Annotated in this window: 19 protein-coding genes; 15 read left to right on the top strand and 4 right to left on the bottom strand. The window is 42.1% G+C overall.

The window, feature by feature from the left end:
• The first annotated feature begins 852 nt into the window (after nt 1-852).
• The 8 genes from VB654_RS17900 (at nt 853) to VB654_RS17865 (ending at nt 10,427) form a co-directional block, all read left to right on the top strand.
• The gene (locus VB654_RS17900; protein WP_323215168.1) at nt 853-1,134 is read left to right on the top strand and encodes a 4a-hydroxytetrahydrobiopterin dehydratase; all 282 of its coding nucleotides are present in this window, start codon (nt 853-855) and stop codon (nt 1,132-1,134) included.
• A gap of 373 nt (nt 1,135-1,507) precedes the next feature.
• Complete coding sequence (locus tag VB654_RS17895; protein WP_323215167.1) at nt 1,508-3,184, top strand: iron uptake porin; 1,677 nt, start codon at nt 1,508-1,510, stop codon at nt 3,182-3,184.
• A gap of 166 nt (nt 3,185-3,350) precedes the next feature.
• Nucleotides 3,351-3,788, top strand: coding sequence for an Rrf2 family transcriptional regulator (locus tag VB654_RS17890; protein WP_323215166.1), 438 nt, complete (start codon nt 3,351-3,353; stop codon nt 3,786-3,788).
• A 50-nt stretch (nt 3,789-3,838) separates the two neighbouring features.
• Entirely contained in the window at nt 3,839-4,801 is a 963-nt protein-coding gene (cysK, locus tag VB654_RS17885; RefSeq protein ID WP_323215165.1) for a cysteine synthase A, read from the top strand.
• 15 nt (nt 4,802-4,816) lie between these two features.
• Nucleotides 4,817-5,518, top strand: a complete 702-nt coding sequence (locus VB654_RS17880) for a J domain-containing protein (RefSeq protein ID WP_323215164.1) — start codon at nt 4,817-4,819, stop codon at nt 5,516-5,518.
• A gap of 159 nt (nt 5,519-5,677) precedes the next feature.
• Nucleotides 5,678-6,550 (top strand): 6-carboxytetrahydropterin synthase, encoded by an 873-nt coding sequence (locus VB654_RS17875; protein ID WP_323215163.1) that lies wholly within the window; start codon nt 5,678-5,680, stop codon nt 6,548-6,550.
• A 229-nt stretch (nt 6,551-6,779) separates the two neighbouring features.
• Nucleotides 6,780-7,526 carry a Uma2 family endonuclease gene (locus VB654_RS17870; RefSeq protein WP_323215162.1) on the top strand — a complete coding sequence of 249 codons (747 nt, stop codon included), beginning with the start codon at nt 6,780-6,782 and terminating at the stop codon, nt 7,524-7,526.
• 108 nt (nt 7,527-7,634) lie between these two features.
• Nucleotides 7,635-10,427: a GUN4 domain-containing protein gene (locus tag VB654_RS17865; RefSeq protein ID WP_323215161.1), complete on the top strand. Its 2,793-nt coding sequence runs from the start codon at nt 7,635-7,637 to the stop codon at nt 10,425-10,427.
• A 52-nt stretch (nt 10,428-10,479) separates the two neighbouring features.
• Here the strand turns inward: VB654_RS17865 and VB654_RS17860 are convergent, their stop codons facing one another.
• On the bottom strand, nt 10,480-10,938 hold the full coding sequence (locus VB654_RS17860) for a transposase (RefSeq protein ID WP_323215160.1): 459 nt from the start codon (nt 10,936-10,938) through the stop codon (nt 10,480-10,482).
• 212 nt (nt 10,939-11,150) lie between these two features.
• Between VB654_RS17860 and VB654_RS17855 the strand changes: the two genes are divergently transcribed.
• Both VB654_RS17855 and VB654_RS17850 read left to right on the top strand, forming a co-directional pair.
• Nucleotides 11,151-12,041, top strand: a complete 891-nt coding sequence (locus VB654_RS17855; RefSeq protein WP_323215159.1) for an alpha/beta fold hydrolase — start codon at nt 11,151-11,153, stop codon at nt 12,039-12,041.
• A gap of 374 nt (nt 12,042-12,415) precedes the next feature.
• Nucleotides 12,416-13,423, top strand: coding sequence for a serine/threonine-protein kinase (locus VB654_RS17850; RefSeq protein WP_323215158.1), 1,008 nt, complete (start codon nt 12,416-12,418; stop codon nt 13,421-13,423).
• A gap of 27 nt (nt 13,424-13,450) precedes the next feature.
• Here VB654_RS17850 and rimM read toward each other — a convergent pair whose 3' ends face one another.
• Together rimM and VB654_RS17840 are read right to left on the bottom strand one after the other, a co-directional pair.
• Nucleotides 13,451-14,167: a ribosome maturation factor RimM gene (gene rimM / locus VB654_RS17845; protein WP_323215157.1), complete on the bottom strand. Its 717-nt coding sequence runs from the start codon at nt 14,165-14,167 to the stop codon at nt 13,451-13,453.
• Between the two features lie 22 nt (nt 14,168-14,189).
• Nucleotides 14,190-15,473, bottom strand: a complete 1,284-nt coding sequence (locus tag VB654_RS17840) for a valine--pyruvate transaminase (RefSeq protein WP_323215156.1) — start codon at nt 15,471-15,473, stop codon at nt 14,190-14,192.
• A gap of 225 nt (nt 15,474-15,698) precedes the next feature.
• Here VB654_RS17840 and VB654_RS17835 point away from each other — a divergent pair, with 225 nt between their 5' ends.
• From VB654_RS17835 to msrB, 5 genes are all read left to right on the top strand, one after another.
• Nucleotides 15,699-16,808 carry an S-(hydroxymethyl)glutathione dehydrogenase/class III alcohol dehydrogenase gene (locus VB654_RS17835; protein ID WP_323215155.1) on the top strand — a complete coding sequence of 370 codons (1,110 nt, stop codon included), beginning with the start codon at nt 15,699-15,701 and terminating at the stop codon, nt 16,806-16,808.
• Nucleotides 16,809-16,858: 50 nt separating this feature from the next.
• A complete protein-coding gene (locus tag VB654_RS17830; RefSeq protein ID WP_323215154.1) occupies nt 16,859-17,005 on the top strand; it encodes a DUF29 family protein in 147 nt (48 codons plus the stop codon).
• Between the two features lie 21 nt (nt 17,006-17,026).
• On the top strand, nt 17,027-17,896 hold the full coding sequence (fghA, locus tag VB654_RS17825) for an S-formylglutathione hydrolase (RefSeq protein WP_323215153.1): 870 nt from the start codon (nt 17,027-17,029) through the stop codon (nt 17,894-17,896).
• Between the two features lie 769 nt (nt 17,897-18,665).
• The gene (locus tag VB654_RS17820; protein ID WP_323215152.1) at nt 18,666-23,852 is read left to right on the top strand and encodes an eIF2A-related protein; all 5,187 of its coding nucleotides are present in this window, start codon (nt 18,666-18,668) and stop codon (nt 23,850-23,852) included.
• A 128-nt stretch (nt 23,853-23,980) separates the two neighbouring features.
• Entirely contained in the window at nt 23,981-24,475 is a 495-nt protein-coding gene (gene msrB / locus VB654_RS17815) for a peptide-methionine (R)-S-oxide reductase MsrB (protein WP_323215151.1), read from the top strand.
• Between the two features lie 366 nt (nt 24,476-24,841).
• Here msrB and VB654_RS17810 read toward each other — a convergent pair.
• Nucleotides 24,842-25,891, bottom strand: a 1,050-nt coding sequence (locus tag VB654_RS17810) for a DUF4912 domain-containing protein (RefSeq protein WP_323215150.1), incomplete at its 5' end; no start/stop codon positions are given.

Below are 25,891 nucleotides of genomic sequence, written 5' to 3'. Positions count from 1 at the left end.
CCAACCTCACAAACAGTTTGTCTTCCCAGAGGAAGTTCTACCTCGCGGCAACGCACTCTAAGATACAAATCTCATTTCCCATTTTTAATTTAACCCCTGCCACAAAGCGGGGGTTTTTTAGTCAGCACTCCAAACTCCACACTCCACACTCAGCACTCAGCGCTCCACACTCCACACTTAGCACTCCACACTTAGCACTCCACACTTAGCACCGCACACTCAACACTCCACACTCCACACTCAGCACTCAGCACTCCACACTCCACACTCCACACTCAGCACTCAGCACTCAGCACTCAGCACTCAGCATTTTTTATTTTTCAACTAACATTTCTGTGTTATATTGATTGCAGGTTTATAACCCGGAGCGAAATGCTCTGCACTTTTGAAACTAAGACCGCTTAGGCAACAAGGAGGTGATGCCCATGATAGAAAGTAGTATAAGCATGGGTCATCAGGTTGCAGTTAGCCGGCTGTGTGCCGGGGCTGTTCTCTAAAAGTTAGCCTTAGTTTCCTTGTGATACTAAGTTAGCTCAAGTATCTAGGCTAGAGTTCGGAGTTCCTTCCGGCAGTCTGGTTGCAACCTGAAGACCCGCTACACCGCTCTGAGGTTAGATCAACTGATCTAAATCAGGGCGGATAGTTTTTTATAGGGATCTTTTGATTTATCAATAGTTTGTGTGTAAGACTAATAGAAAAATAAAGTTAAAGTCATTTTAGACAAACAAAAATTTTGCACATTCATAGCAGCTAAACCCGGAAACTATTCCTACATACTTCTTGTATAGAAATAGAAGGGTGCAGTGTCATAAAGTGCAAAGTTTAGAAAAATGTAAGCAGGAATTTTTTTATATGGCACAACTACTGACTGATGCAGAGATTCAAGCAAAAGCCAGCCGTTTGTCAGGTTGGACAGTTGAAGGTTCTAAGTTGCAAACTACCCGCAAATTCAAAGACTTTATCGCCGCCATTGAATTTGTCAATAAATTAGTAGAACCTGCTGAATCGTTGGGGCATCATCCAGACATAGAAATCTCTTATAACAAAGTCATGATTACCCTGACAACACATGATGCAGGTGGGTTAACATCAAAGGATTTTGAATTAGCTGAGACAATTTCTCAAATCAGCTAAATGTTGTGGGCTGAAAAGCTTTGATTATGGTCGGTTTCAGGAATTTAGTGGCATCGGGAACATATAAATTCTTGGATCGTCTATTCTTTTCAAGGTGGATAACTGCTATGTGACAGTTAATCAAGCGATCGCTAATATGTTGCCACATACTTCAGATGCCTTATAATGGTATACTATGAAGCTGTGTTTTTGCATTAGTTAATCGTACTAATTTAACTTTTAAGTTAATCAGTTATTAGCCTGGCAAAAACTAAAATTGCGGTAGTGGTAACTATAAGTTTCATTCAAAAAATTTAACAAAAATATCGTTAGATTTTTGAGACTAAGTACGGCAGCAACAATTATCTATACAAGGTGTGAGGAAAAAGTGAAGATGTCTAATATCTTGTGGAAAACTTTAGTGGTTAGCCCAGCAGTCCTGGGAGCAACATTGCTAGTGTCAGGCGCAGCAATTGCATCTCCAACTACCACAACTGAAGTTTCGGCAACTGAACAACAAGGCGCTACTGAAGTTGCTCAAGCAGCTAAAGATACTCAAGTTATTATTAGCCAAGTCAATAGCTACAGCAACGAAGGCAAACAAAATACTACTCTGTCTCAAGTAACATCGGTTTCCCAGTTTTCTGACGTACAACCAACAGACTGGGCATTCCAAGCGTTGCAGTCCTTAGTTGAGCGCTACGGTTGTATTGCGGGTTATCCAAATGCGACTTATCGCGGTAACAGAGCTTTAACCCGGTTTGAATTTGCTGCTGGTTTAAATGCTTGTTTGGATAGAGTCAACGAATTGATCGCCACAGCAACAGCTGATATGGTGACCAGACAAGATTTAGTTACCTTGCAGCGTTTACAAGAAGAATTTTCCGCAGAATTGGCAACTCTACGCGGTCGCGTAGATTCCTTAGAAGCTCGGACTGCTGAATTGGAAGCAAATCAATTCTCCACTACTACCAAGCTAGTTGGTGAAGCAATTTTTGCTGTTACTGATGCCTTTGGTGATACAGCTGGCGACAACAATAACACTGTCTTCCAAAACAGAGTTCGTTTAGACTTGCAAACCAGTTTCACTGGTAGAGACGTTTTACACACCCGTCTTGCCTCCGGTAACGCCCAAAACTTGAATTTGGATAATCAAGGGGGCGCTGAAGGTCTGCAAACTTTTAACATTGGTAACACTGGTAATAACAATGTCGTTATAGATTGGCTTTCTTACTACGTTCCTGTGGGACCAGCACAAGTTTACATTGCAGCCACTGGAGGTATTCATAGCGATTACGCTGCCACCAATAACCCTTACTTCGAGGATTATGATGGTGGTAATGGGGCGTTATCTGCCTTCGCTTCAGAAAATCCCATCTATCGAATTGGTGGTGGTGCAGGTATTGCCTTTACCTTACCCTTCGGTCAAGGTGGCGGTATCCTCAGACCCAGTTCATTAACTGTAGGTTACTTGGGATCAGAACCGAATAATCCAGGCGATAGCTCAGGTATATTCAATGGTAACTATGCGGCTTTAGGGCAGTTAAACTTTAATGTTGGTCAGCGCTTGGCTCTAGCTGCAACCTACGTTCATGGCTATCATGGTTTAAATAGCAGTCTATTTGATGCAGGTTCAGTCACTAACCGCATAGTAGGTACTGACATAGCCAATACCCTGGCAAACCCATCTTCAACTAACTCTTATGGTGTCTCAGCTGCGTTCACACCCAGTGACAGACTATCAGTCAGTGGCTTTGTATCCTACACTGATGTTACAGGTTTTGGCATAGGTGATGATAAAGAAGTTTGGAGTTACGGTGTTGGCGTAGCTTTACCTGACTTTGGTAAGAGAGGTAACGTATTGGGTATTTTCGCAGGCGCTCAACCCTATGCACGTGGTGTAGTCGCTGGCTCTAACAGAGTTCCATACCAAGTTGAAGGCTTCTACAAATATCGCGTTTCTGATAACGTCTCAGTTACTCCTGGTGTAATCTGGGTGACAAACCCTGGACAAAACAGCGACAATGACGATGCGTTTATTGGTACTCTCAGAACAACCTTCACTTTCTAGAGTGTGAAAAATCTGTTAGAAATTTGAAACTTAAAATTAATTGCGCCCCGCTACGATGCGGGGTTTTTTATTGTTAATTAGAGTAAATAACAAACCCCAGTGGAGAACCGGAGTATACTAGAAAGAGTTAAGACTTTTTCTTGATCCCTTACTCATATAGCTGCTTGTGGAATTATCATGTAAATCTGAATACGCTATTCTCGCCTTAATCGAGATGGCAACTCATTATCAAAGCGGCGAACCGATGCAAATTCGCCAAATTGCTGCCCAACAAAGCATCCCCGACCGCTATTTAGAGCAACTATTGGCAACCTTGAGGCGTGGAGGTATAGTCAAAAGTCAACGCGGTTCCAAAGGGGGCTATTTTTTGACTCGTGAACCTTGGAAAATTACTGTATTTGATGTTTTAGAATGTTTGGAAGGGTTAGATTTGCGGACTTGTGAAGAAGATGCCAATCCCAAAAATATAGATACTTCTGTCATTAAAGAAATCTGGCAAGAAGCTTGTCAGGCAGCAAACTTAGTTTTACAAAAGTACACGCTTCAGGATCTTTGTGACAAAAGAGATTCTCGCCGGCAATTGGATATTATGTATTACATTTAGTCCCAAGTATTTTTGACTGTTGATTGATACTAAATAGATCAGGAAATATTATGAAGATTGCCCGTAACATTACAGAACTTGCTGGTCGGACACCCTTAGTGCAATTGAACCGTATTCCCCAATCTGAAGGATGTGTGGCTCAAATACTTGTAAAACTTGAAAGCATGAACCCATCGGCATCGGTCAAAGACCGGATTGGGGTCAGCATGATTAATGCCGCAGAAGAAGAGAAGTTAATTACTCCAGGAAAAACCGTATTGGTAGAACCCACATCGGGAAATACAGGTATTGCTCTAGCTATGGCCGCCGCCGCTAAGGGTTATCGGTTAATTTTGACAATGCCAGAAACCATGAGTGGAGAACGCCGGGCGATGTTGCGGGCTTATGGGGCTGAATTAGAACTCACGCCGGGAATTGAAGGTATGGCGGGGGCAATTCGCCGCGCTCAGGAGATAGTTGATACTACCCCACATACTTATATGTTGCAGCAGTTCCGCAATCCAGCCAATGCCAAAGTGCATCGGGAAACTACAGCCGAGGAAATCTGGTCAGATACGGAGGGACAGGTAGATATAGTTGTGGCGGGTGTGGGTACAGGTGGTACTATTACTGGTGTAGCGGAAATTCTCAAAGCCCGGAAACCGAGTTTTCAAGCGATCGCAGTTGAACCAACTAATAGCCCAGTATTATCGGGAGGACGACCAGGCCCCCACAAAATCCAAGGAATTGGGGCGGGGTTTGTGCCTCAAGTTTTGAAAGTACAATTGATTGATGAAGTAATTACCGTCAGTGATGACGAAGCGATCGCCTACGGTCGGCGATTAGCCAGAGAAGAAGGGCTACTATCTGGTATTTCCAGTGGTGCAGCCTTATGTGCAGCCATTCGTGTTGCCCAACGTCCAGAAAATGAGGGACGCTTAATAGTGATGATTCAACCCAGTTTTGGAGAAAGATATTTAAGTACACCTTTGTTCCAAGACTTGGAAGCTAAAGTAGCCGCTAGCATCAGCTAACGTGACATGGGATAAATGGTCGATTTTAAACACGTTTCCAACCACTACGAAACGCTCAAAGTTAATGCTAATGCCAGCCAAGCGGAGATTAAGCAATCTTATCGCCGCTTAGTTAAATTGTTTCACCCTGACAGCAATCAGCAAACAGCAGATAAAGAGCAAATTATTCGGATCAATGCAGCTTATGAAGTTTTAGGAGACAGTCAAAATCGTCTCAGCTATGACCAACAATTGCAAGACGAGTCCCAAAAGTTAAATAATAGTAGTTATCAACAGCGTGCAGCATCAGCTCAAAAACGTTACCAGACAACCAGAACCGGAAGAGATGCTGATGAACACGTTGAGGAATGGCTACGCTTAGTTTATCAACCAGTGAATGAGCTGCTTGATCATATTCTCAGTTCTCTAGAAGATCAAATTGAGCAACTAGCCGCCGATCCTTTTGATGATGAATTATTAGAAGAATTTCAAGAATACCTAAACACCTGTCGAGACGATTTAAAGCAAGCCCAATTGACATTTCGTTCCCTACCAAATCCCCCCAGTTTAGCCAGAGCAGCAGCTTATCTGTACCATAGTCTTAGTCAAGTAGCAGATGGAGTAGAAGAGTTAGCTTATTTTCCTCTAAGCTACGATGAGCGTTATTTGCATACAGGACAAGAATTATTCCGTATAGCTGCGAGATTGTTCTACGAAGTCCAAGAATCTGTTAGTTAATGGTTTAGACAACCACAATTTTCTAAACTAAACTATATTGCCTGTATTCCATATTTCCTAATTACAAATTACGAATTACAAATTACGAATTACAAATTATAGTTTATGCTGGAAATAGTGAAAGTTTAAGAAATTTTAAGCACTGTTTACAGAATACTCATGCAATGTATTGTTAATCGTCGCGCTCAGTTTTCGGCTAGTCATCGGTATTTCTTACCAGAACTGAGTGAATCCGAGAATACTGAAAAATTTGGTGCTTGTTCTAGATTTCCTGGACATGGACACAACTATGTTTTATTTATCTCCATGGCTGGAGAATTGGATAAATATGGCATGGTACTCAACTTGTCTGATGTGAAACACGTAATTAAGCGCGAAGTTACCAGCCAACTAGATTTTTCTTATCTCAATGATGTGTGGGCAGAATTTCAAGAAACTTTACCCACAACTGAAAATATTGCACGGGTGATTTGGCAGCGTTTAGTACCGCATTTACCCTTAGTGCGCGTGCAGTTATTTGAACATCCTGAACTTTGGGCAGATTATATAGGAAACGAAATGGAAGCTTACCTCACCATCAGTACTCACTTTAGCGCCGCCCATCGGTTGGCTCATCCTCAACTGAGTAACGAAGAAAATTCGCAAATTTATGGTAAATGCGCCCGTCCTCATGGTCACGGTCATAACTACCATCTAGAAGTCACAGTCAAAGGCGAAATTGATCCACGCACCGGGATGCTTGTCGATTTAGGTGCTTTAAATCAGGCGGTTGAAGATTATGTGTTAGAAGCATTTGATCACACTTTTTTAAACAAAGATATTCCTTTCTTTGCCGAAGTTGTACCCACTGCTGAGAATATCGCACTTTACATTAGTAATTTACTGCGATCGCCTATTCAAGAATTAGGAGGTACACTGTACAAAATTAAACTAATTGAAAGTCCCAATAACTCTTGTGAAATTTACTGCACAGAATCAGATGCAACTACTGTCAGTGCAGCAAAATCTGAGCCAGTTTTGGCACGTGTCTAGTATTTAGTTACCGCGAGGCGGGAGAGGAGTCCCACCCTAGAACAATATTTGATTGCCATCGAATGGGTGATGGGGTAGTCAGTTTCCCGCCCTTGTGGGTTTTGAAAATAACCATGCATAAATAATCTGCTATGAGTGAAGAATATCTAGAGTGCAATGTCTGACAGCAAAACCCTCTTGTCGTTGCTAGACTAAAATATAACCCTCATTCCTCAGCAAAGGTAGCTTTATGACCTCTGCAACCAATCCAGCCACCGAAGAACTCACCCCTTTCCCTGACCATACTCAGCTACCTGAGTCTGATGGCACATTTGTGTTAGCGGAGCGTGCCGAAGGCAAGAATTTCCAGGAACACCCCCAAAGTATCTTACTCACAGACTCCATTAAACCAATACTGCAAAAACTTCACTCCGATGGGCAGTACTGTATTGGTCAAGATTGCGGTATTTACTGGCGCATGACTGATCCTCCAGAAAAAGGCGCAGAAGCTCCCGACTGGTTTTATGTCCCAAATGTCCCGCCCTTACTGAATGGACAAACACGACGCTCTTACGTGCTGTGGCGAGAATTTATTGCCCCGTTGATTGTATTAGAATTTGTCTCTGGGGATGGTAGCGAGGAGCGAGACAACACTCCTTGGAAGGGTAAATTTTGGATTTATGAGCAGGTGATTCGCCCTCCCTTCTATGGCATTTATGAAGTGAATAAAGCCAGTGTAGAAGTTTATCACCTAATTGAAGGACAGTATCAGCCATTACCAGCAAATGAACGAGGTCATTATCCTATACCTCCTTTATGTGTTGAATTAGGTCTATGGCAGGACTCATATCACAATATGGAATTACCCTGGCTGCGTTGGTGGGATTTGCAGGGTAATTTGTTGTTGACTGGTGAAGAAAGGGCTGAACAGCAAAGCCAACGGTCTGAACGTCTTATTGCTCAATTACGTGCTTTGGGAGTGGAACCAGAAACCTGATCAAACCTTCATACCTATTTGCTGGGAACTGCGATCGCACTTCCTCACTTTTCACCCATCATTAATCGCTTATACTCCTATTAGCAGGTAATATTACACAAGCGATCGATGGCAGAAGACCCACAAGACCAGAACGCACTCCTCAACCTTGAAGGCTTTTGGAAACTCCTAAATTCAAAGCTTGTCAGTTTAGGAACACCTACCGCCTTAATTGCCGTTGCATTGGATTTTGCACGTAAAACCGATTGGAAAAATGCGGGACTTTGTATATTGGCTGCTGGTGGTATCTGGTTAGTCATCAAAGTTGGTAGCCAACTAAGTCCACGCATCGACAAACTACTGGAGTGGATATTTAGTAACGCTGAAAGACTAGCTTTAGATTTATGGGCAAAGATAACCTCTGATTTTGCAGGGAAATATTATCAAAGATTAAAGTTTGACTGTCGGGAGTATGAAATTAGGGGAATTAATCGCGGTGCGTTGCAATTAGAAAATGTGTTTGTTCCCCTAAAAATGGAGCAGAAAGCAGCCGAAATAACGAAACAGGATATGATTCAGCCGCTAGTTAACCCACTGGAACAGCAAGAAATTGGCAACTTGCTAGTACAGATGAAACGCGATGTCTCTTTTAAGCGGTTGGCTATTTTAGGTGCGCCTGGTTGTGGAAAATCAACTCTTCTCAGACACATTACTTTGATGTATGCGACACGCAAACAACGACGCTTACATCCTCAAGCGCCTAAGTTAATTCCAGTGCTGCTGCAATTGCGAGATATTTACCAAGAAATTATTCAAAATTCTGAGATACCTTTAGCAGAAGTTATTGAGAACGCAGTTAAGAAACTCCAACCTAGTGAACCCCTACAACCGCGCCCAGGTTGGTTTGCTAAACAACTCCGGCAAAATAAATGTTTAGTCATGCTGGATGGATTAGATGAAATCGCCGATGATAGTCAAAGACAAGATGTAAGTGCATGGGTTGACCGACAAATTAAAACAGAATATCCTAATACTTGCTTTATTCTCACTTCCCGTCCAGAAGGTTATAAAAAAGCACCGCTAACAGCGAATGTCTACCAGTTAGAAGTACAGCCATTTACCCGTGAGCAACGGGATAAATTTATTCAAGATTGGTCTTTGCATCGTGTCAAGCTTGAGTATAACAATAAAATAGATTTGGGAGTACGCGATCGCGCCAAAAAACAAGCTAATAATCTGATTGAGCAAATCGAAGCATCCTCATCTTTAAAACTGATGGCAAGGAATCCTTTATTGCTAAATATGATTGCCATCACCCACGAGAAACACGGAAATTTATCTAATAAAAGAGTAGATTTATATAAAGATATTTGTCGGGTATTGTTAGAGGGAAGGCAACGCGCCAAAGGATTAAGCACTCTTCTTTCTGCTGAACAGAAGCAAGTTGTTTTAAAGTCACTTGCACTAAAGTTAATGCAACAAAATACCCAAGCATTTACTTTAGATGAATTTTCTAGCCGTGACCAGACATACAAGGAAGCAAAATCGCTGATTCAAGAAAAATTAGATAGATTTCCCCAACAAGTAATTACGCCAGAAGACTTTATTAAAAAAGATGACTTGGGTGTGCGAGAGTTAATGAGTGAAAAGCAACAAGAGGGAATTTATGAATTTGCTCATAAAACTTTTCAAGAATATCTTGCAGCCGTTGGAATTACAGACTTACAACCAGAACAACAAGAAAATTTATTAATAGCCGCATTTAATGATGAGGAAAAGCTGGCTTGGTGGCGAGAAACTATCAGATTTTATGCAGCCCAAACAGATGCGAGTCAATTAATTAAAAATGCTTTAAATTATTCAAGTATATCTGTATTAACCCTGGCTTACCAATGCAGCAAAGAAGCCCAAGAAATAGAACAATCTGTGAGACAGCAGCTAACAGCTAAGTTAGAAATAGTTTTAGAATCTGATAATTTAGACAAATTTACTTTAGCGGCTGAAGTTAGGCTTGCTGACCGGATGAGTCAGTTAAATCATGATTTAGTAAGCTTAGAAACTAATTCTGAACAAGAAAGCTTTGCAGTTGATACTAGTTATATAACTTGGGCAGAATATCAACTGTTTTTAAATGAAATCAGTTCCCCAAGAACCCTAGAAAATAAGAGACAAGCTCAACAGCCTGTAACTAACATTAGCTTTTGGGATGCTAATCGTTTTTGTGCTTGGTTGAGTTTAAGAAGTCGCCAAGAATTAGGTGAACCGGGAATTTGCTACAGGACGGCACTAGAAGAAGATGAACAAAATGCTCATGGTGAAATTAACATTCAAATCAAACTCCTGCGATTTCAAGTACCTACTCGTTATGCACAACTCGCCTACTATCTAGCAGCAGGTATGTGGAAAGAGGCTGATGAGGAAACATTCAAAGTGATGCTGGAAGTGGCGGGACGGGAAAAACAAGGTTATCTGGGACTGGACGAAATTCGGCAATTTTCCTGTGAAGACTTGAGTATTATTGACAAACTGTGGGTCGATTATAGTAATGGAAGTTTTGGATTTAGTGTTCAGAAGAAAATATATCTTAAAGAAGGTGGAATCTTAGAAGGAAGTCTAACAAATTCACCTTTTAAGAAGGTTCTTGCACCCTTCAAATGGATATATGCTCGTTTAGGTGGTAAATTTAGAAAGGATGGGGACGAACTAGACGAAGCTTATCAACGCTTTGGCGATCGCGTGGGGTGGATAGTGGAAAAAGAGTGGATAGGAAGTCCGCAAGTAATATATGGTACCTCAGCCCAGAAGGGACACTTACCCTACAGGGCAAGCTTGCAGTTTGTTCCAGGCAGGATGCACTTACCCTCTACAGTCCTACGCACACATTCTTCTCTCGCGTCGAGACTTGTAAAATGTAACATATAAAGCTTTCAGAAGTTTGTAAACATTTATAACAACCTCCTTTCCCACGCAATAATCAACATTTCATAAATCCGATACCTGGCATGGGCGGCTCATAACAATTTGCGTGAATAAATTTTTCTGCTACCTCATGCACCTCCGTACTTTCAGTTACTTTTTGGTTATTCCAAGGTAAACTCATCTGCCCAGGCGACGACTTTTTAGCCTTCCCTCTCTTAATCATCGAAGGCAAAAAGCGACTTCCCCAATGATTTCGCTTCTCTGGTTTTGCCTTTGGTTTATATTTCTGACAAAATCGGCGATACCTAGCCGCGCACTCTTCCAAAGTTCTCCCCAATTGTAAAAAAGCTGGATGCCATTGAGTGATGCCATCATTACTCAAACGGTCATGAGTCCCATAATTGCTAAAGTCATAGAAAAAACCCTGCTGCATTCCCGCCGCCTTCGGGTTAGCGTGAATATATGGCAAAGTATTTAAAGCCTGTAACTTAATTTTAATAGAATAAATTGTCATTGCGAGGAGGAACGACGAAGCAATCGCAACGACTAGGGGACAATGCGATTACTTCGTTCCGCTATCGCTGCACTCGTAATGACAATTTAAAGGGTCTGTTGTGATAACAAAAGCCAGATTTTAGTTCGCGTTGAGGGCGAGGCATAACAATAGAAATTAATAAGAAATTCAGGGACAATATGATATAGAACAATACTTCACGAATTTTAATAATGACCGGAACTACACAACAGCTACCTTTAGTAACCTTAGAAAAATTTGTTTGGACTTGGCAAGGTCACAAAATTCAATATACCGTCATGGGTACAGGTCGCCCTTTGGTACTAGTTCACGGCTTTGGTGCTTCCATTGGACACTGGCGGAAAAACATCCCGGTTTTAGCCAACGCAGGCTACCGGGTTTTTGCTGTAGACCTTTTGGGTTTTGGTGGTTCAGATAAAGCACCCATTGATTACACTGTAGAAGTGTGGGTAGAATTACTCAAAGATTTTTGGAATGCACACATCCAAGAACCTGCGGTATTTATTGGTAACTCTATTGGCGCACTTTTAAGCTTAATGGTGCTGGCTGAATATCCCGAAATGAGTGCTGGTGGTGTTTTAATTAACTCGGCTGGCGGTTTGAGTCATCGTCCCCATGAGTTAAATCCACCTTTACGGATGGTGATGGGAGCTTTTAACAGATTTGTGCGATCGCCTATTACTGGTAAATTTGTCTATAACCGCATTCGCCAAAAATCCCAAATTCGTCGCACCCTATACCAAGTTTACCGCAACCGTGAAGCTGTGACAGATGAATTAGTCGATCTTCTTTATACCCCATCTTGTGATCCGGGAGCGCAGCAGGTATTTGCCTCAATCCTCACAGCCCCTCCTGGCCCTACTCCAGAGGAACTATTGCCCAACATTCAACGTCCTTTACTAGTAATTTGGGGTGCGGATGATCCTTGGACACCAATTACCGGGGCGAAGATTTATGAACAGGCCTGTGAGAATGGCAAAAATATCAAGATTATTCCCATTCCTAACGCTGGCCATTGTCCTCACGATGAAGTCCCAGACGTTGTTAACGCCCAGATTGTTGCTTGGTTGGCACAAAATTAATAGTTAAGCATAAAGATGCCCTCTTGTGGGCATCCAGCACAATTCGGTGAAAATAAACAGACTATTCAAAATCAATGAAAAGCCTATAGAATAATATTCGTGACTTTGGAACTTTGACGAACGCCTTGCAACGTCTACCCTGTAGATAGATGCGAAAAATATTTTTTCCGGTTATTGGTTATTAGTTATCAGCATTACCTCACCATAGACCTGATCCGCTGTTGAGCATTCAACCCTGCTACCCCTTTAAGTGCAGCCATCCTCGCAGGGCTTTACAGCACTTTGCTAAGTTAGTGCAGAGTTAGGTTTTTTCAGCTTGGCTGTTAACTGATTTAATTGCATCTTGACAAAATTAGACTTAGATGGTATCCAGAATGGAGCTTGATGTAGATAATCGAGAAGCAATTCGCCAAAGTCATTATCCTGATTTTTCTGAGCTAGGCTATCAAGTTATTAGAGAACTAGGACGCAACCAGTTAGAGGGGCGCATAACTTATCTGGCTCAGGTCTGTAAATCTCATCAACAGGTAGTAATTAAGGAATTTAATTTTGCTAGTATGAGTGTTGACTGGTCAGGTTTGAAAACCTATGAACGTGAAATTGAAATCTTGCAGCAACTTGATCACCCTCGTATTCCTCGCTATATAGACTCCTTTGAAATGCCAGATCATTTTTATCTGGTAGAGGAGTATAAAAACGCTCCATCTCTGGGTTTACAACGCAGTTTTAGCCCGGAAGAAGTCAAGCAAATAGCCCTATCAATTTTAGAAATTTTAGTTTATTTGCAACAACGGTCTGACCCAATTATTCATCGGGATATTAAACCAGAAAACATCTTAGTTGATGAGTATCTCAATGCTTACTTAGTTGATTTTGACTTAGCTAGGGTAGAGGGTGTGAAAGTTGCTTTCAGCAGCTTTGCTTCGGGAACCCCAGGTTTTATGCCACCAGAGGAACAATTTGGTCATACCCTCACTCAAGCGTCAGACTTGTATAGTTTGGGAATAACACTGATTTGCTTACTTACTGATACCAGTTCGATTGATGTTTGTCAATTGATAGATCATAGATATCGGATTAATTTCCAGAAACTATTTCCCCAACTTAATCCGCGTTTTAAATCGTGGTTGACAAAATTGGTTAAATGCAAGTGCAAATACCGCTATGCTAACGCGTCTCTGGCTTTAAAGGCACTTAAGGCAATTCAAGTGACTGGTGGTAACAATAACATATATCCTTTATTCACAGCAATAAATTTGAGACAAACAATAGCTGTGGTGTGCCTAGCCATGATTGGCATGATGGCAATAGCAACAACAACGTTGTTAATTTTCCAGCAAGGTGGCATAGCCCAGCAGCAGGGAGTAGAGAGTAGGGAGTAGGGGAAGTTTTTCATTCCCCAGTCCTGATTAAACAGTTGCTAATTCTAGTAACCCAGGGGGAGGTGTAATTTCAATGCGACGAGATTCGATATCTACCACGGGGGCGATCGCTTTAACGAATGGTATTAAAATATGGTTCGGTGATTTGATCTGTGATTTTTCTAGTTCAACAGCTTCATTTTCCTGGTGTGGTTTGACTGCCAATAAAAAATTACCAGCCGGAATGACATCTACCACCTCGCCCACAATATCCCCAGATTCTTGCATGAAAACCAACATTCCGATTAAATCGGTGACATGATATTCATCTTCGCCTAATTGGGGGCGATCGCTGGCAGGAACCATCAACTTATAATCGCGTAAAGCCTCAGCATCATTGCGATTTTTCACCCCAGCCAAAGAAATTATACAAAGATTTTTCCCCTCCACATAACGTCCTGACAACAACTCCACAGGTTGCGGTTCCTTATCCCCAGGATGCCATAACCAACGAGTCCCCGGAACCTCAAACCGTTCAGGAAAATCCGATTCTGGATAAACCCGCAACTCCCCAGACAAACCTTGAGGGGCGACAATCCTACCAATTTCCAACCATTCATCAGGACTAGGGGAAGAAGCCGGGGGGCAGGGTGCAGAGGGCAGGGGGGCAGATTTCCGACTAGTACCACCATCCTTATTCAGCTTTTTTCCTTTCTTTTCCATCTCCTTCTTGGCGACCTTTGCGCCTTTGCGGTTCGTTTTCATACCCCTCAGAATTACGAATTACTTACGCGCTAACAACAGCAAGCTGATACACTCGTTCAGCCACCTGTGCCAAACGTTGCATACCCGTAACAATTTCCGCATCACTACCAGTCAGACTAATACGTAAACATTGGTGCTTGTGCTGCCATTCCTCCCGTAAACCAGGGAAAAAAGTACTCCCAGGGACAACAATCACCCCCACTTGCTTCAGTTCCTGGTAAAATTCCCAATCAGTCATGGGTAGATCCTGGAGCCACAACCAAGCAAATATAGCACCTTCACCGCGATGGAGGAACCAAGGTAAATCCTTGGGCATTGCCGTATCTAAAGTATTTTCTAGTACAGCAAACTTTTTCTGGTAGAAAGGACGGATAACATCTGCCGCAATTTGAGGCAAAGCACCAGAGTTAATAGCAATAGCGGCTATAGCTTGTCCATAACGTGAAGGATGAATACACAAATTTGTTTGAAAGCACTCCAAAACTTGAATCATGTCTTCATCACCAATGGCAACACCAATGCGTTCACCAGGTAATCCCACCTTTGATAAACTCATGCAGTGCAAGATATTTTCACCAAACACTGGTGTCATTTCTGTAAAATTCAAAGCCGGGAAGGGAGGCGCATAAGCCGAATCAATCAACACAGGGACATTGTAAGGTGCAGCCAAAGCCGCAATTTTTTTCACTTCATCATCAGAAAGTACATTACCAGTGGGGTTACAGGGACGAGAAAAGATGACACAACCGGTGCTTTCTGTAATTGATAGTTGGCTGAAATCGGGACGATATTTAAATCTGTGAGCCGCCGCATCTATATCCAAAGTGGGTTTATAGGCAATTAAGGCTTCTTGCTCTAAACAAACACCGCCATAACCCGTATAATCGGGACTGAGAGGTAAAACAATTTGCTTGAGTTTGCCGCTAGTTGTGTAACCACCGAAAGCATTGGCGGCGTAGAAATAAAGACTTTGACTACCGGGTGTAATTAAGATATTGCGATCGCTTAAGTTTAAACCATAGCGCTTGTTAAAGTCATTGGCGATCGCCTCAATCAACGGGGCATAACCTTGGCTAGAACCGTAACGACAAACCACCTCGCCGTATTCCGAACCAGCTAATAATTCCGCCGTGCAGTCGCGCCACAACTGTTCCACCTCCGGCAAAATCAACGGGTTGCCAGCGCTCAAATTCATAAATTCTTGCCCCGCCCCAGCTTTTAACGTTTCGATAATGTCCTTCATAATCGCTCTTACGCCAGTCAGGTTAGACATTTGAGCGCCAATTTTAGTTAGGGCAGGGTTCATAAGCGTTGCACAAATAGAGATAAGATCAAAGTTAACAAAATTCTGGCGGATCGATATCATTATTCAAGTTTGCCGCCTGTAAATAATGTACCAATCTCATTGAAAAAAGCAATTTTGCAATTTTTATAGTTAATTTACAAAAAGTAACAAAAAATTTCTCTAAGCACTTGCCGATCTAAACTCATAAAATCCCATTGACACTACTTTCATACAGGAAGGCTAATTTTGGAAGTTAAAGCAGCAGTCGCTTACGGCGCGGGTAAGCCGTTAACTATTGAAACCGTGGAATTATCGCCACCACGAGCCGGCGAAGTTTTAATTGAAATTAAAGCCTCTGGGGTTTGCCATACAGATGCTTACACCCTCTCTGGTAATGACCCCGAAGGTTTGTTTCCCGCAATTTTAGGACACGAAGGTGCTGGTGTAGTGGTAGAAGTTGGTGCTGGTGTCACTAGCCTCAAACCAGGAGATCATGTTATTCCCCTATATACCCCAGAATGCCGACAGTGTGAATATTGTCTAAGCATGAAAACCAATCTTTGTCAATCAATTCGTCTCACCCAAGGACGTGGTGTCATGCCTGATGGTACAAGTCGCTTTAGTATTGGTGGGGAAATGTTGCATCATTACATGGGAACATCTACCTTTGCTAATTACACAGTTTTACCAGAAATTGCCGTCGCCAAAATTCGCCCAGATGCCCCCTTTGATAAGGTTTGTTATATTGGCTGTGGTGTAACTACTGGTGTGGGTGCTGTAATTAATACAGCCAAAGTGGAACCAGGGGCAAATGTCGTAGTTTTCGGCTTAGGTGGTATTGGCTTAAATGTCATCCAAGGGGCGCGGATGGTAGGAGCGAATATGATTGTCGGGGTAGATATTAATCCCAGCAGACGCACTTTAGCAGAAAAATTTGGCATGACACATTTTGTCAATCCCCAAGAAGTTGAAGGTGATTTAGTTCCTTATTTGGTGGACTTAACAAAGGGTGGTGCTGATTATACTTTTGAATGTATTGGTAACGTTAACGTTATGCGTCAAGCCTTAGAATGCTGCCATAAAGGTTGGGGCGTGAGTGTCGTTATTGGTGTGGCTGGTGCTGGACAGGAAATTAGAACTCGTCCGTTTCAATTAGTAACTGGACGCGTTTGGAAAGGTTCGGCATTTGGTGGTGCTAGGGGACGTACCGATGTACCAAAAATTGTTGATTGGTATATGGATGGGAAAATAAATATTGATGATTTAATTACTCATGTCATGCCCATTGAGGAGATTAATACAGCTTTTGATTTGATGCACAAAGGCGAATCAATTCGTAGTGTAGTGACCTTTTAACAGTTATCAGTCAAGAAACATAATTGGCTGACAGTCTCCAAACATAAGCCTTGATAAATGTTGCCAGAGATTTAGCATCAGGTGAAACAAACTTGTCATTCTCGACTTTTCCCCAACAATGTTTGTACACTTTGGGAGAAATTCTGAGTGAGTGCTTTTATCCTGGTATAGCGGCAAATGATGATTTGATGAAATAGTAGCCTAAAACTCTATCAAGCATGACTAGACTTAACCAGCTCTCAGAATATCAAAGCTTTGGCGGTAAACTTGGCTTTTACTCTCATCTTTCCTCAACCTGTAACGGTGAAATGCGCTTTGCCGTCTATCAACCACCACAAGTTACTCAACAGCCAGTACCTGTTCTCTACTTCCTTTCTGGCTTGACTTGTAATGAAGAAAATTTTATGGTCAAATCTGGGGCGCAGCGCTATGCAGCCGAATACGGCTTGATATTAGTCGCACCAGATACTAGTCCCCGTAATACTGGTATTGCTGGTGAAGATGACAAATGGGATTTTGGTACAGGTGCGGGCTTTTATGTGGATGCTACCGAGGAACCTTGGCATCAAAATTACCAGATGTATAGTTATATAGTGCAGGAATTACCAGCGATAATTGCTGCAAATTTTCCCATACAACCGGACAAACAAGGTATTTTTGGTCATTCAATGGGCGGACATGGGGCGCTAGTATGTGCTATGCGAAACCCGCAACTATATAAATCAGTCTCAGCTTTTGCACCTATTGCTGCACCAATGCGTTGTCCTTGGGGTGAAAAAGCCTTTAGTGGTTATCTAGGTGATAATCAAGAAGCGTGGCGCAATTATGATGCTAGTGAATTAGTTCAGAAACTAGGGTATCACAGTCCCATTTTGATTGACCAAGGAACTGCTGATCAATTTTTAGCTGTACAACTCCTACCAGAACTATTTGAACAAGCTTGTAATTCTGTAAATCAGCCTCTTAATTTACGTTATCAATCAGGGTACGACCACAGTTATTATTTTATCGCTAGTTTTATTGAAGACCATATTCGCCATCATGCGATCGCTCTGTGTGAAAGTTACTCAAATTTGTCCAAAAAATGAAACGTAACTTTTGTAACTTTATTCCACACTAAATTATGACAATTTTTGGGGCATCTTAGTTATAGTAAACTGTCACTAAAAAAACCATGAAAAATACCCCGTTCATATCATGGTTGAACGAGGTATGGATAGGAGTAAATCAACAAGGACTTATGATTCTAATTGTCCCTTTTGCGAGAAGAAGGGATTCTGGAGACTACTACAGAAAATCTAATAGCAATCTTCAATTCATAGAGCAAAATTAACAGAACTATAAGAATTAGTACCGTTCTAAATGCTCTTGAAGTGTAGTAAACCTTGGACTATTAAGCCCACAAGTCTTTTACAATCAATACTTTAACAAAGATCATAATAGAGGTGTTGCCAAATTGGCGTTTTTTTATTCATGACCTTAGACAAGCAATATCGTCATCTCAATCTGAACTAAGGAACAGATTAAATTATCAATTATTTTCATATATAGGCACAAAACTGCATAAAATCAAGTCAACCAACCTATAAAGTAAATGAACAAGAATATTGCAATAATTAAAGGAGAGGTATGAAAATGAAGAGAATCATAGTCAGCGTGATTTGAGAAGTAACTACTGGTTGTGTAATATTAGTATAGGTGCGTGGTACAACCTACGGACAGCAAACTCTACTGATGTAATTTCGTCCAGTCAGACGGAAAAATGGAAATGTAATTTATCTCCCCTTGGGGTGAAAATACCAAAAACCTTAATTCATACCATAACTTCGACTTTACTAATTACCCACCAAATTTAAAATGTCTCCACTCGGTGTCGCTACCAGTCACTCAACACATACCCTAGAAATGGGCGAAGCACAACTTTGGCTGTTGTTGGTAGGAGTCAACAAATACCAAGACAAGAGACTACCCTCACTACGTTACTCGGCTGTTGATTGTCAGGGTTTAGCAGCAGCTTTAGCCGACGCAACCCAAGGATTTCCTCAAACTGAAGAGAGAGTTCATCACGATTTAACTTCTCAGTTGCCAACTCTCTCGGCAGTGCGTGCCAGCTTACAACAAATTACTGCGGCAGCTCAACCACAGGACACAATTTTATTTTATTTCTCTGGACATGGGATGCTAGAGCCAAATGTGCAACAAGCATTTTTATGTCTAACAGATACTCAAACAGACGACTTACTCCACACGGGTTTAGGTTTACAGGAAATTTTGCAGCAGTTGGGAAACTCTCAGGCGCAGACTCAGTTAGTATGGCTAGATGCTTGTCATAGTGGTAGCTTGACATTCCGAAATTCGAGGAGCGAGACAACTGCACCATCTTTGCCCAATCCGACATCTCAGATGGTGGAATTGTTGCGCCAACGGGCAAAACAGAGTAAAGGATTCTATGCTTTGCTTTCTTGTGATACTAATCAACAATCTTGGGAATTTCCCGAATTGGGACATGGCGTATTTACATATTACTTAATGCGTGGTTTGCGTGGTGAAGCGGCTGATTCCCAAGGTTTGATTGATGCCGATGGACTGTACAGATATGTTTATCATCAAACGCGCCGATATATTGAGCAAACTAATCAGCAATTACGACTGATTAATCAGCAAAATAAAAGTAGAGGCGATACTAATCTATATTCAGAATATCCGCAGCAAACACCTAAGCGGATTGTAGAAGGAGTGGGCGAAGTCATTCTGGGTTTAAAACCAGCCCTTATCGAATCTTCTTCTTCCCGACAAGCATTAGTATTAGAGGGACTGGCGACTAATCAGACTACCCTAGCTGTGAGTAAATTATTACGGGGTATGGGTGGTTTTGAGTTAGAGTATTGGCCTCGCTCTTTAGAAGTTACCACTCAGGATTTACACTCTACTATTCAAACTTGTTTACAAACAACAGAATCAGCACCGCAAAACCACCCCAGAATTTTTGCTACAGTTTTGTTATATTTACGTGGGCGACTGGAGGAAACTGAAGCTGGTGAACCTGCCTTAGTTTTAGCAGAAAATATCCGGCTGAGTCGTTCCTGGTTAAGACAACAACTGAGGCGTTCCACTTATGCTCAACAAATCATCATTTTAGACTGCCCGGTAGGAGTAAATAATCAGCAACTCCTACAAGATTGGGTAGAAGATTTGCAACTGGGATTTGAGCAAGGGCAATGTATAATTGCAGCTGCTTCACCGAAAAATCATCCTGAACAATTTGCCCAAGCGTTACACTCTACCTTAGAAGCAACTCCGCCCCAACGTAGCCTGTCAGCCGCCGCTTGGATTACCCAATTACAATTATCCTGTAACCATGAATTTCCTCTGCATATCTGGTTATCTGGTACACAAGGCGTAATTGAAGTTATACCTGCTAATTCTGGCAATAGAGGCATTGAGTCAACAGCAGCTATTGATTTAGGGCTTTGTCCTTACCGGGGATTGCGGGCTTTTGGGGAAGAAGATGCACAATATTTTTACGGAAGAGAAGTTGTTGTTCAGCAACTAATTAGCGACTTGGCGCAAAAGTCATTTATTGCCGTTGTGGGATCTTCTGGTAGTGGTAAATCTTCTGTGGTACAGGCCGGATTAATTGCCCAACTGCGACGAGGAAAACTATTACCAGGTAGCGAAGATTGGTGGATGAGAAGCTTTCGCCCTGGTACAAATCCTCTGCAAGCTTTATCACGCCGTTTAGTAGATAGCGGTACAGAAAAAGAAAAAGCTTATCAGCAAAGACAACTAGAAGGAATGTTGTACCAAGGGGTAGAAGGGTTGGCTCATTGGGTGCGTCATCGCCCAGAACCAATGGTAGTTTTGGTGGTAGATCAGTTTGAAGAATTATTTACTACGGTTCCCAGTGAAGATAGACAGCGTTTTTTAGAAGTTGTTTTAGGGACGCTGGAATATATACCAGAAAAGTTTAAATTAATTATTACGTTGCGGGCTGATTTTATCGCTCCCTGTTTAGAAGTACCGAGTTTGGTGAAGTTGTTACAGCAGTCGAGTGTGCTGTTACCTCCCTGCTTGACTGAAGAAGAGTATCGTCGGATTATTATTAACCCGGCGGAACAAGTTGGTTTAACTGTAGAGACGGAATTGGTAGAAGTGCTGATGCAGGAGTTACATCACTCTCCTGGGGATTTACCTTTATTAGAATTTGTTCTAGAACAGTTGTGGGAATATCGCAAAAATGGCGCGATCGCTTTACAAGCATACCAACAGCATTTGGGGGGAATTAAAGGCGCACTGGAAAGTAAAGCTCAAGCAGCATACCACAGTTTAGACCCAGAGGCTCAAGAGTGCGCTCGGTGGATTTTTCTGTCGCTGACACAGTTGGGTGAAGGTACAGAAGATACTAGGAGGAGGGTACTCAAATCTGAGTTAATTGTCAAAAAATATCCGGTGGCTTTGGTAGAAAGAACATTACAAGCGTTAATTGCTGCCAAGCTGGTGGTAGCAAATTTAGAAGAAGATGCAGGTGCATTTGGGGATAAAAAAAAGGCAGGGGAGCGGGGAGCAGGAAGCAGAGGGGAAGACGTTGGGCTATTAACACAATCTTCTTTCCCATCGGACTCATTTTCGCCTGTAACTATCGAAGTAGCTCACGAGGTTCTGATTCGCTATTGGTCTACATTGCGCTGGTGGTTAGAGGAAAATCGGGCGAGATTGCGATCGCATCGTCAAATTGCCCAAGCCGCAGCTTTATGGATCAATAGCAATGAACAACCAGACTTTTTATTACAAGGTGTTCGCCTCGCTGAAGCCGAAGAAATTTATATTAATTACACTGATGAAGTCTCTTCTGATGTCCAACGTTTTATTCAAGCTTGTTTAATAGAAAAACAACGCCAACAACAAAAAGAAAAAAATAGGCTCAGAAAAGCTCAAAGGACTGTGGGAATTATGAGTATTCTGGGACTGACTGCTTTTGGTTTAGCTGTTTTAGCTTACCAACAAACTCAAAAAGCCCAGTTACGAGAAATACAAGCTTTAAATTCTTTATCAGAAAACTTTCTCCTCTCTCATCAGCAGTTAGAAGCATTACTAACTAGTCTAAAAGCAGGTAGAGAAGTCCAAAAAATCACTCCAGGAATCCCTAAAAATATTCAATCTCAAACTGCAAATATCCTACAACAAGCAGTTTATGGCACTCAAGAACGTAACCGTTTAACTCATAGTTCCTGGGTAACTAGTGTCAGATTTTCACCGGATGGGCAAATATTAGCTGCTGGTTATGCTGATAATAGTATCCAACTTTGGAATAGTGATGGCAGTTTTCTTGCCAGTCTCACAGACCATCAAGATAGTGTGAATAGTGTGAGTTTTTCACCAGATGGTCAAAAATTGGCTTCTGCTAGTGCTGACAATAGGATTAAACTCTGGAGTCGTGATGGTAAGTTACTCACAACTTTTACAGGACATCTTCATAGTGTGAATAGCGTCAGTTTCTCGCCGGACGGTGAAATTTTGGTTACTGGTAGCAATGATAATTCTGCTAAAATTTGGAGTCTCGATGGCAAGTTACTCGTAAATTTTCTAGAACATAACCGCAGTATAAATAGCGTCAAATTCTCACCAGAAGGTGATACTATTGCCTCGGCTAGTGATGATGGCACAGTTAAACTTTGGAGTTTAGACGGTCGGTTGTTATCTACTTTGCCAGTTAGCACGAGAGAAGTTTGGGATGTCAGTTTTAGCCCAGATGGTCAAATATTGGCTTCTGCTAGTGCTGACCATACAATTAAACTCTGGAGTCGTGACGGTAATTTGATCAGAACTATAGAAGGGCATAGTGGTGGTGTCTGGGAAGTCAAGTTTTCTCCTGATGGTAAAATAATTGCCTCAGCCAGTGCTGATAAAACTATCAAACTTTGGACTAGTACTGGTAACTTGTTAGGAACTTTGCAAGGACATAGCCATGAGGTTAATAGTCTCAGTTTTAGCCCAGATAGCCAGAAATTAGCTTCGGGTAGTGATGACAATACGATCCGATTATGGAAACTAGAAGAAACGCTACCCAAAACTCTTTACGGGCATAAAGGTAGTGTTAATGATGTCAGCTTCACACAGGATGGTAAGACTATTGCTTCTTTGAGTTCAGACAACACTATGAAACTCTGGAAATTGAATGGTCAACTACTCAAAACACTGCCTTCTCCTATTGAAAATGTTACCAGCATTAGCTTTACTAGGGATGGCAATACAGTGGCTTTGGGCAGTGAAGACCAAGATATCCAGATTCGCCAAGGAGATGGGACTTTGTTGCGTACCCTCAAGGGACATAAGCATTGGGTAACGAGTATGAGTTTCAGTCCCGATGAGCAAACTTTAGCTTCAGCCAGTGCTGATAAAACTATCAAGCTTTGGAGTCGAGATGGTCGCCTGTTGCAAACTCTTTCAGGTCATAACGGTTGGGTGACTAATATTAAATTCAGCCCCGACGGAAAAACTATCGCCTCTGCTAGTGCAGACAAAACTATCAAACTCTGGAACCGAGACGGTCGGCTACTAAAAACTTTATCAGGGCATAGTGCTAGTATATGGAATATTAACTTTGCTCCTGATGGCAAAACTATCGCTTCGGCTAGTGATGACAAAACTGTGAAACTCTGGAGTTTGGACGGTTCCCTGCTTCACACTTTCCAGGGACATATTGATTTAGTGATTAATGTGAGCTTTTCACCCGACGGCAAAATGCTGGCCTCAGCTAGTAATGATGGTACTATCAAACTCTGGAATATTAGCAGTGGAATTTTGCTGAAGACCTTCTCTGGGCATCATGGGGGTGTAAAAAGCGTTAGTTTCAGTTCTGACGGTAAAATGCTCGTTTCTGGGGGTCAAGATGCCACAATTAAATTGTGGAACCTAGAGGAGATCGAACTGCAAACATTAGACCTTAATCAGATGCTGAATCATGCTTGCGATCGCCTGGGTGATTATCTCAAAACTAACCCTGATATTACTACAGAAGACTATGAACTGTGTTTTGGTGGCTGAGTGGGGAAAAAAGTGCTGAGTGCTGAGTGCTGAGTGCTGAGTGGGGAGAGTGGGGAGAGTGAAGAGAGTGAAGAGAGAAGAGATTAAACGGTGCTGTGGCCGAAAGTGCTTACGTTAAAATATAGATCATGAACAAGCGCTATTTTTTAGAGGCTAGTGCCGTAATTATTGGCACAGCCATTTTATCTCGCAATATTAATTGGGATTCAGAAAACATGACAACTTCTAAAAGCCAGTTTGCAATTACTAAACCTGAAGAAGAATGGCGGACAATTTTAACGCCGGAACAGTTTCGCGTCTTAAGAAAACACGGTACTGAACCCGCTTTCACTAGCCCACTCGATAAACAATATGATGAGGGGACTTTTGTTTGTGCAGGTTGTGGACAACCATTATTTACATCTGACACTAAGTTTAACAGTGGTACTGGCTGGCCGAGCTTTTTTCAACCAATTGAAGGCGCGATCGCTACTACTGTAGATCGGTCATTTTTTATGACTAGAACAGAAGTGCATTGTAGCAACTGTGGTGGACATCTAGGCCATGTGTTTAATGATGGCCCTGCACCCACTGGTAAGCGCTATTGTATGAACGGTGTAGCGATGAGCTTTGAACCTGCTTAATCCTAAGAAGTAGGGAGTAGTGCCGCAGGGCGGAAGTCAAAAAGTTGATTCTGTAGGCTTTTTATTGACTGGGAATGGTTGCTTTATTTAGGGTTTGCTGTTAGTGGTGCCGTTAGACATAAAAGTTTTGTTGTGGAGGTAGGGAACAGGGAACAGGGAACGGGGAACAGTTTCAACTATCTGTCATCCCCATTCGCGTTAGTGTCTCCCCTTTGGAGAAGGACACAAAGAGCGCAAAGGAAGAAGGAAAGAAAGAAGAAAAATTGAAAGATTTATTTACCCGTCATTTTTGAGTTGACAGACTACTAGGTAATGGGAAGAAAAATTCTTTCTCCCCTGTTTTCTGCTCCCCTGCTCCCTACGGCACTAGTCTTCTGAGTTTTGCTGAGAGAATTTCTTCCGAATAGTTGTACTGTGTTCCTTATTAGCAGCAGTTGCTGTCATCAGATAGTTAATGGAGTCATCTGAGAACGGAACCCGCAGGTGGAAAGTCCCATCTGATTTGAGTTTGATGGGTTTACCAGCAATATTTACTGTTGCACCTGGTTCTGTTGATCCGTGGATAATTAATTCAGCATCGGCGACAAACCAAAAATCTGCTTGGGGACGACTGAAGACGCGAATGATTTCGGAACGGACAATAACCTCCCAACGATTGCCGGCTGTGAGATAACCTATCTCTGCAACATAGTCATGATCAGTTGCGGGAATGGCTACATAGCGATCGCTTGTGATTTCGTCGCATTCATACCGTTGCACTAGTTGAGGAGTTTGATAACTCAAGTCCAAATCTGTGACATCATACAACCGCAGAGATAATTGGGAGATGCTGTTAGTTTGCAGCATTTGTTGGTCAGTTGTGGAAATATACCAACTAGCATAAGCCCACTTGGGAGTCCGGGTTTTCAGGACAATAGTACTTTCATGACTGGTTGTGGGTGAATCCACAAATTCTGTGTCTGGTGTGGGGAGATTTTCATCTGTGGTAGCTGTTAAGGGTGTAGAAAAGACGCGAATCCTTTGGGAACGAGCAATTGTAATCCAACGATCGCCTTCAGTTATATAACCTATTTCTGCAATATAATCGCGATCGCTTTGGGGAATGGCGATATATTTCTTTTCTATGCCGGATTCTAGTTGATATTCTTTGACAAACTCTGGAATTTGATAACTCAGGTCTAAATTTGTGACATCATATAACCGCAGTGCTAATTGAGTAATGCCATTATTTTCTAATGTTTGCTGGTAAGTTTCACCAATGTACCAACTCGCAGCTGCCCATTCAGGATTTTGGGGTTTGAGTTCAATACTTTGTTCCCCATCGAGGTTGAGAATTGGGTCTTCTGTGGTATCTTCTGGGGGTGTTGCAAAGACGCGAACCCTCGCAGAACGAGCAATTGTGAGCCAGCGATCGCC

The organism is Nodularia sp. UHCC 0506 (assembly GCF_034931045.1).
In the GTDB taxonomy this organism is placed as follows: domain Bacteria; phylum Cyanobacteriota; class Cyanobacteriia; order Cyanobacteriales; family Nostocaceae; genus Nodularia.
Note: the sequence above shows the minus strand (reverse complement) of the source record. Positions and strands in the feature narration are given on the sequence as shown.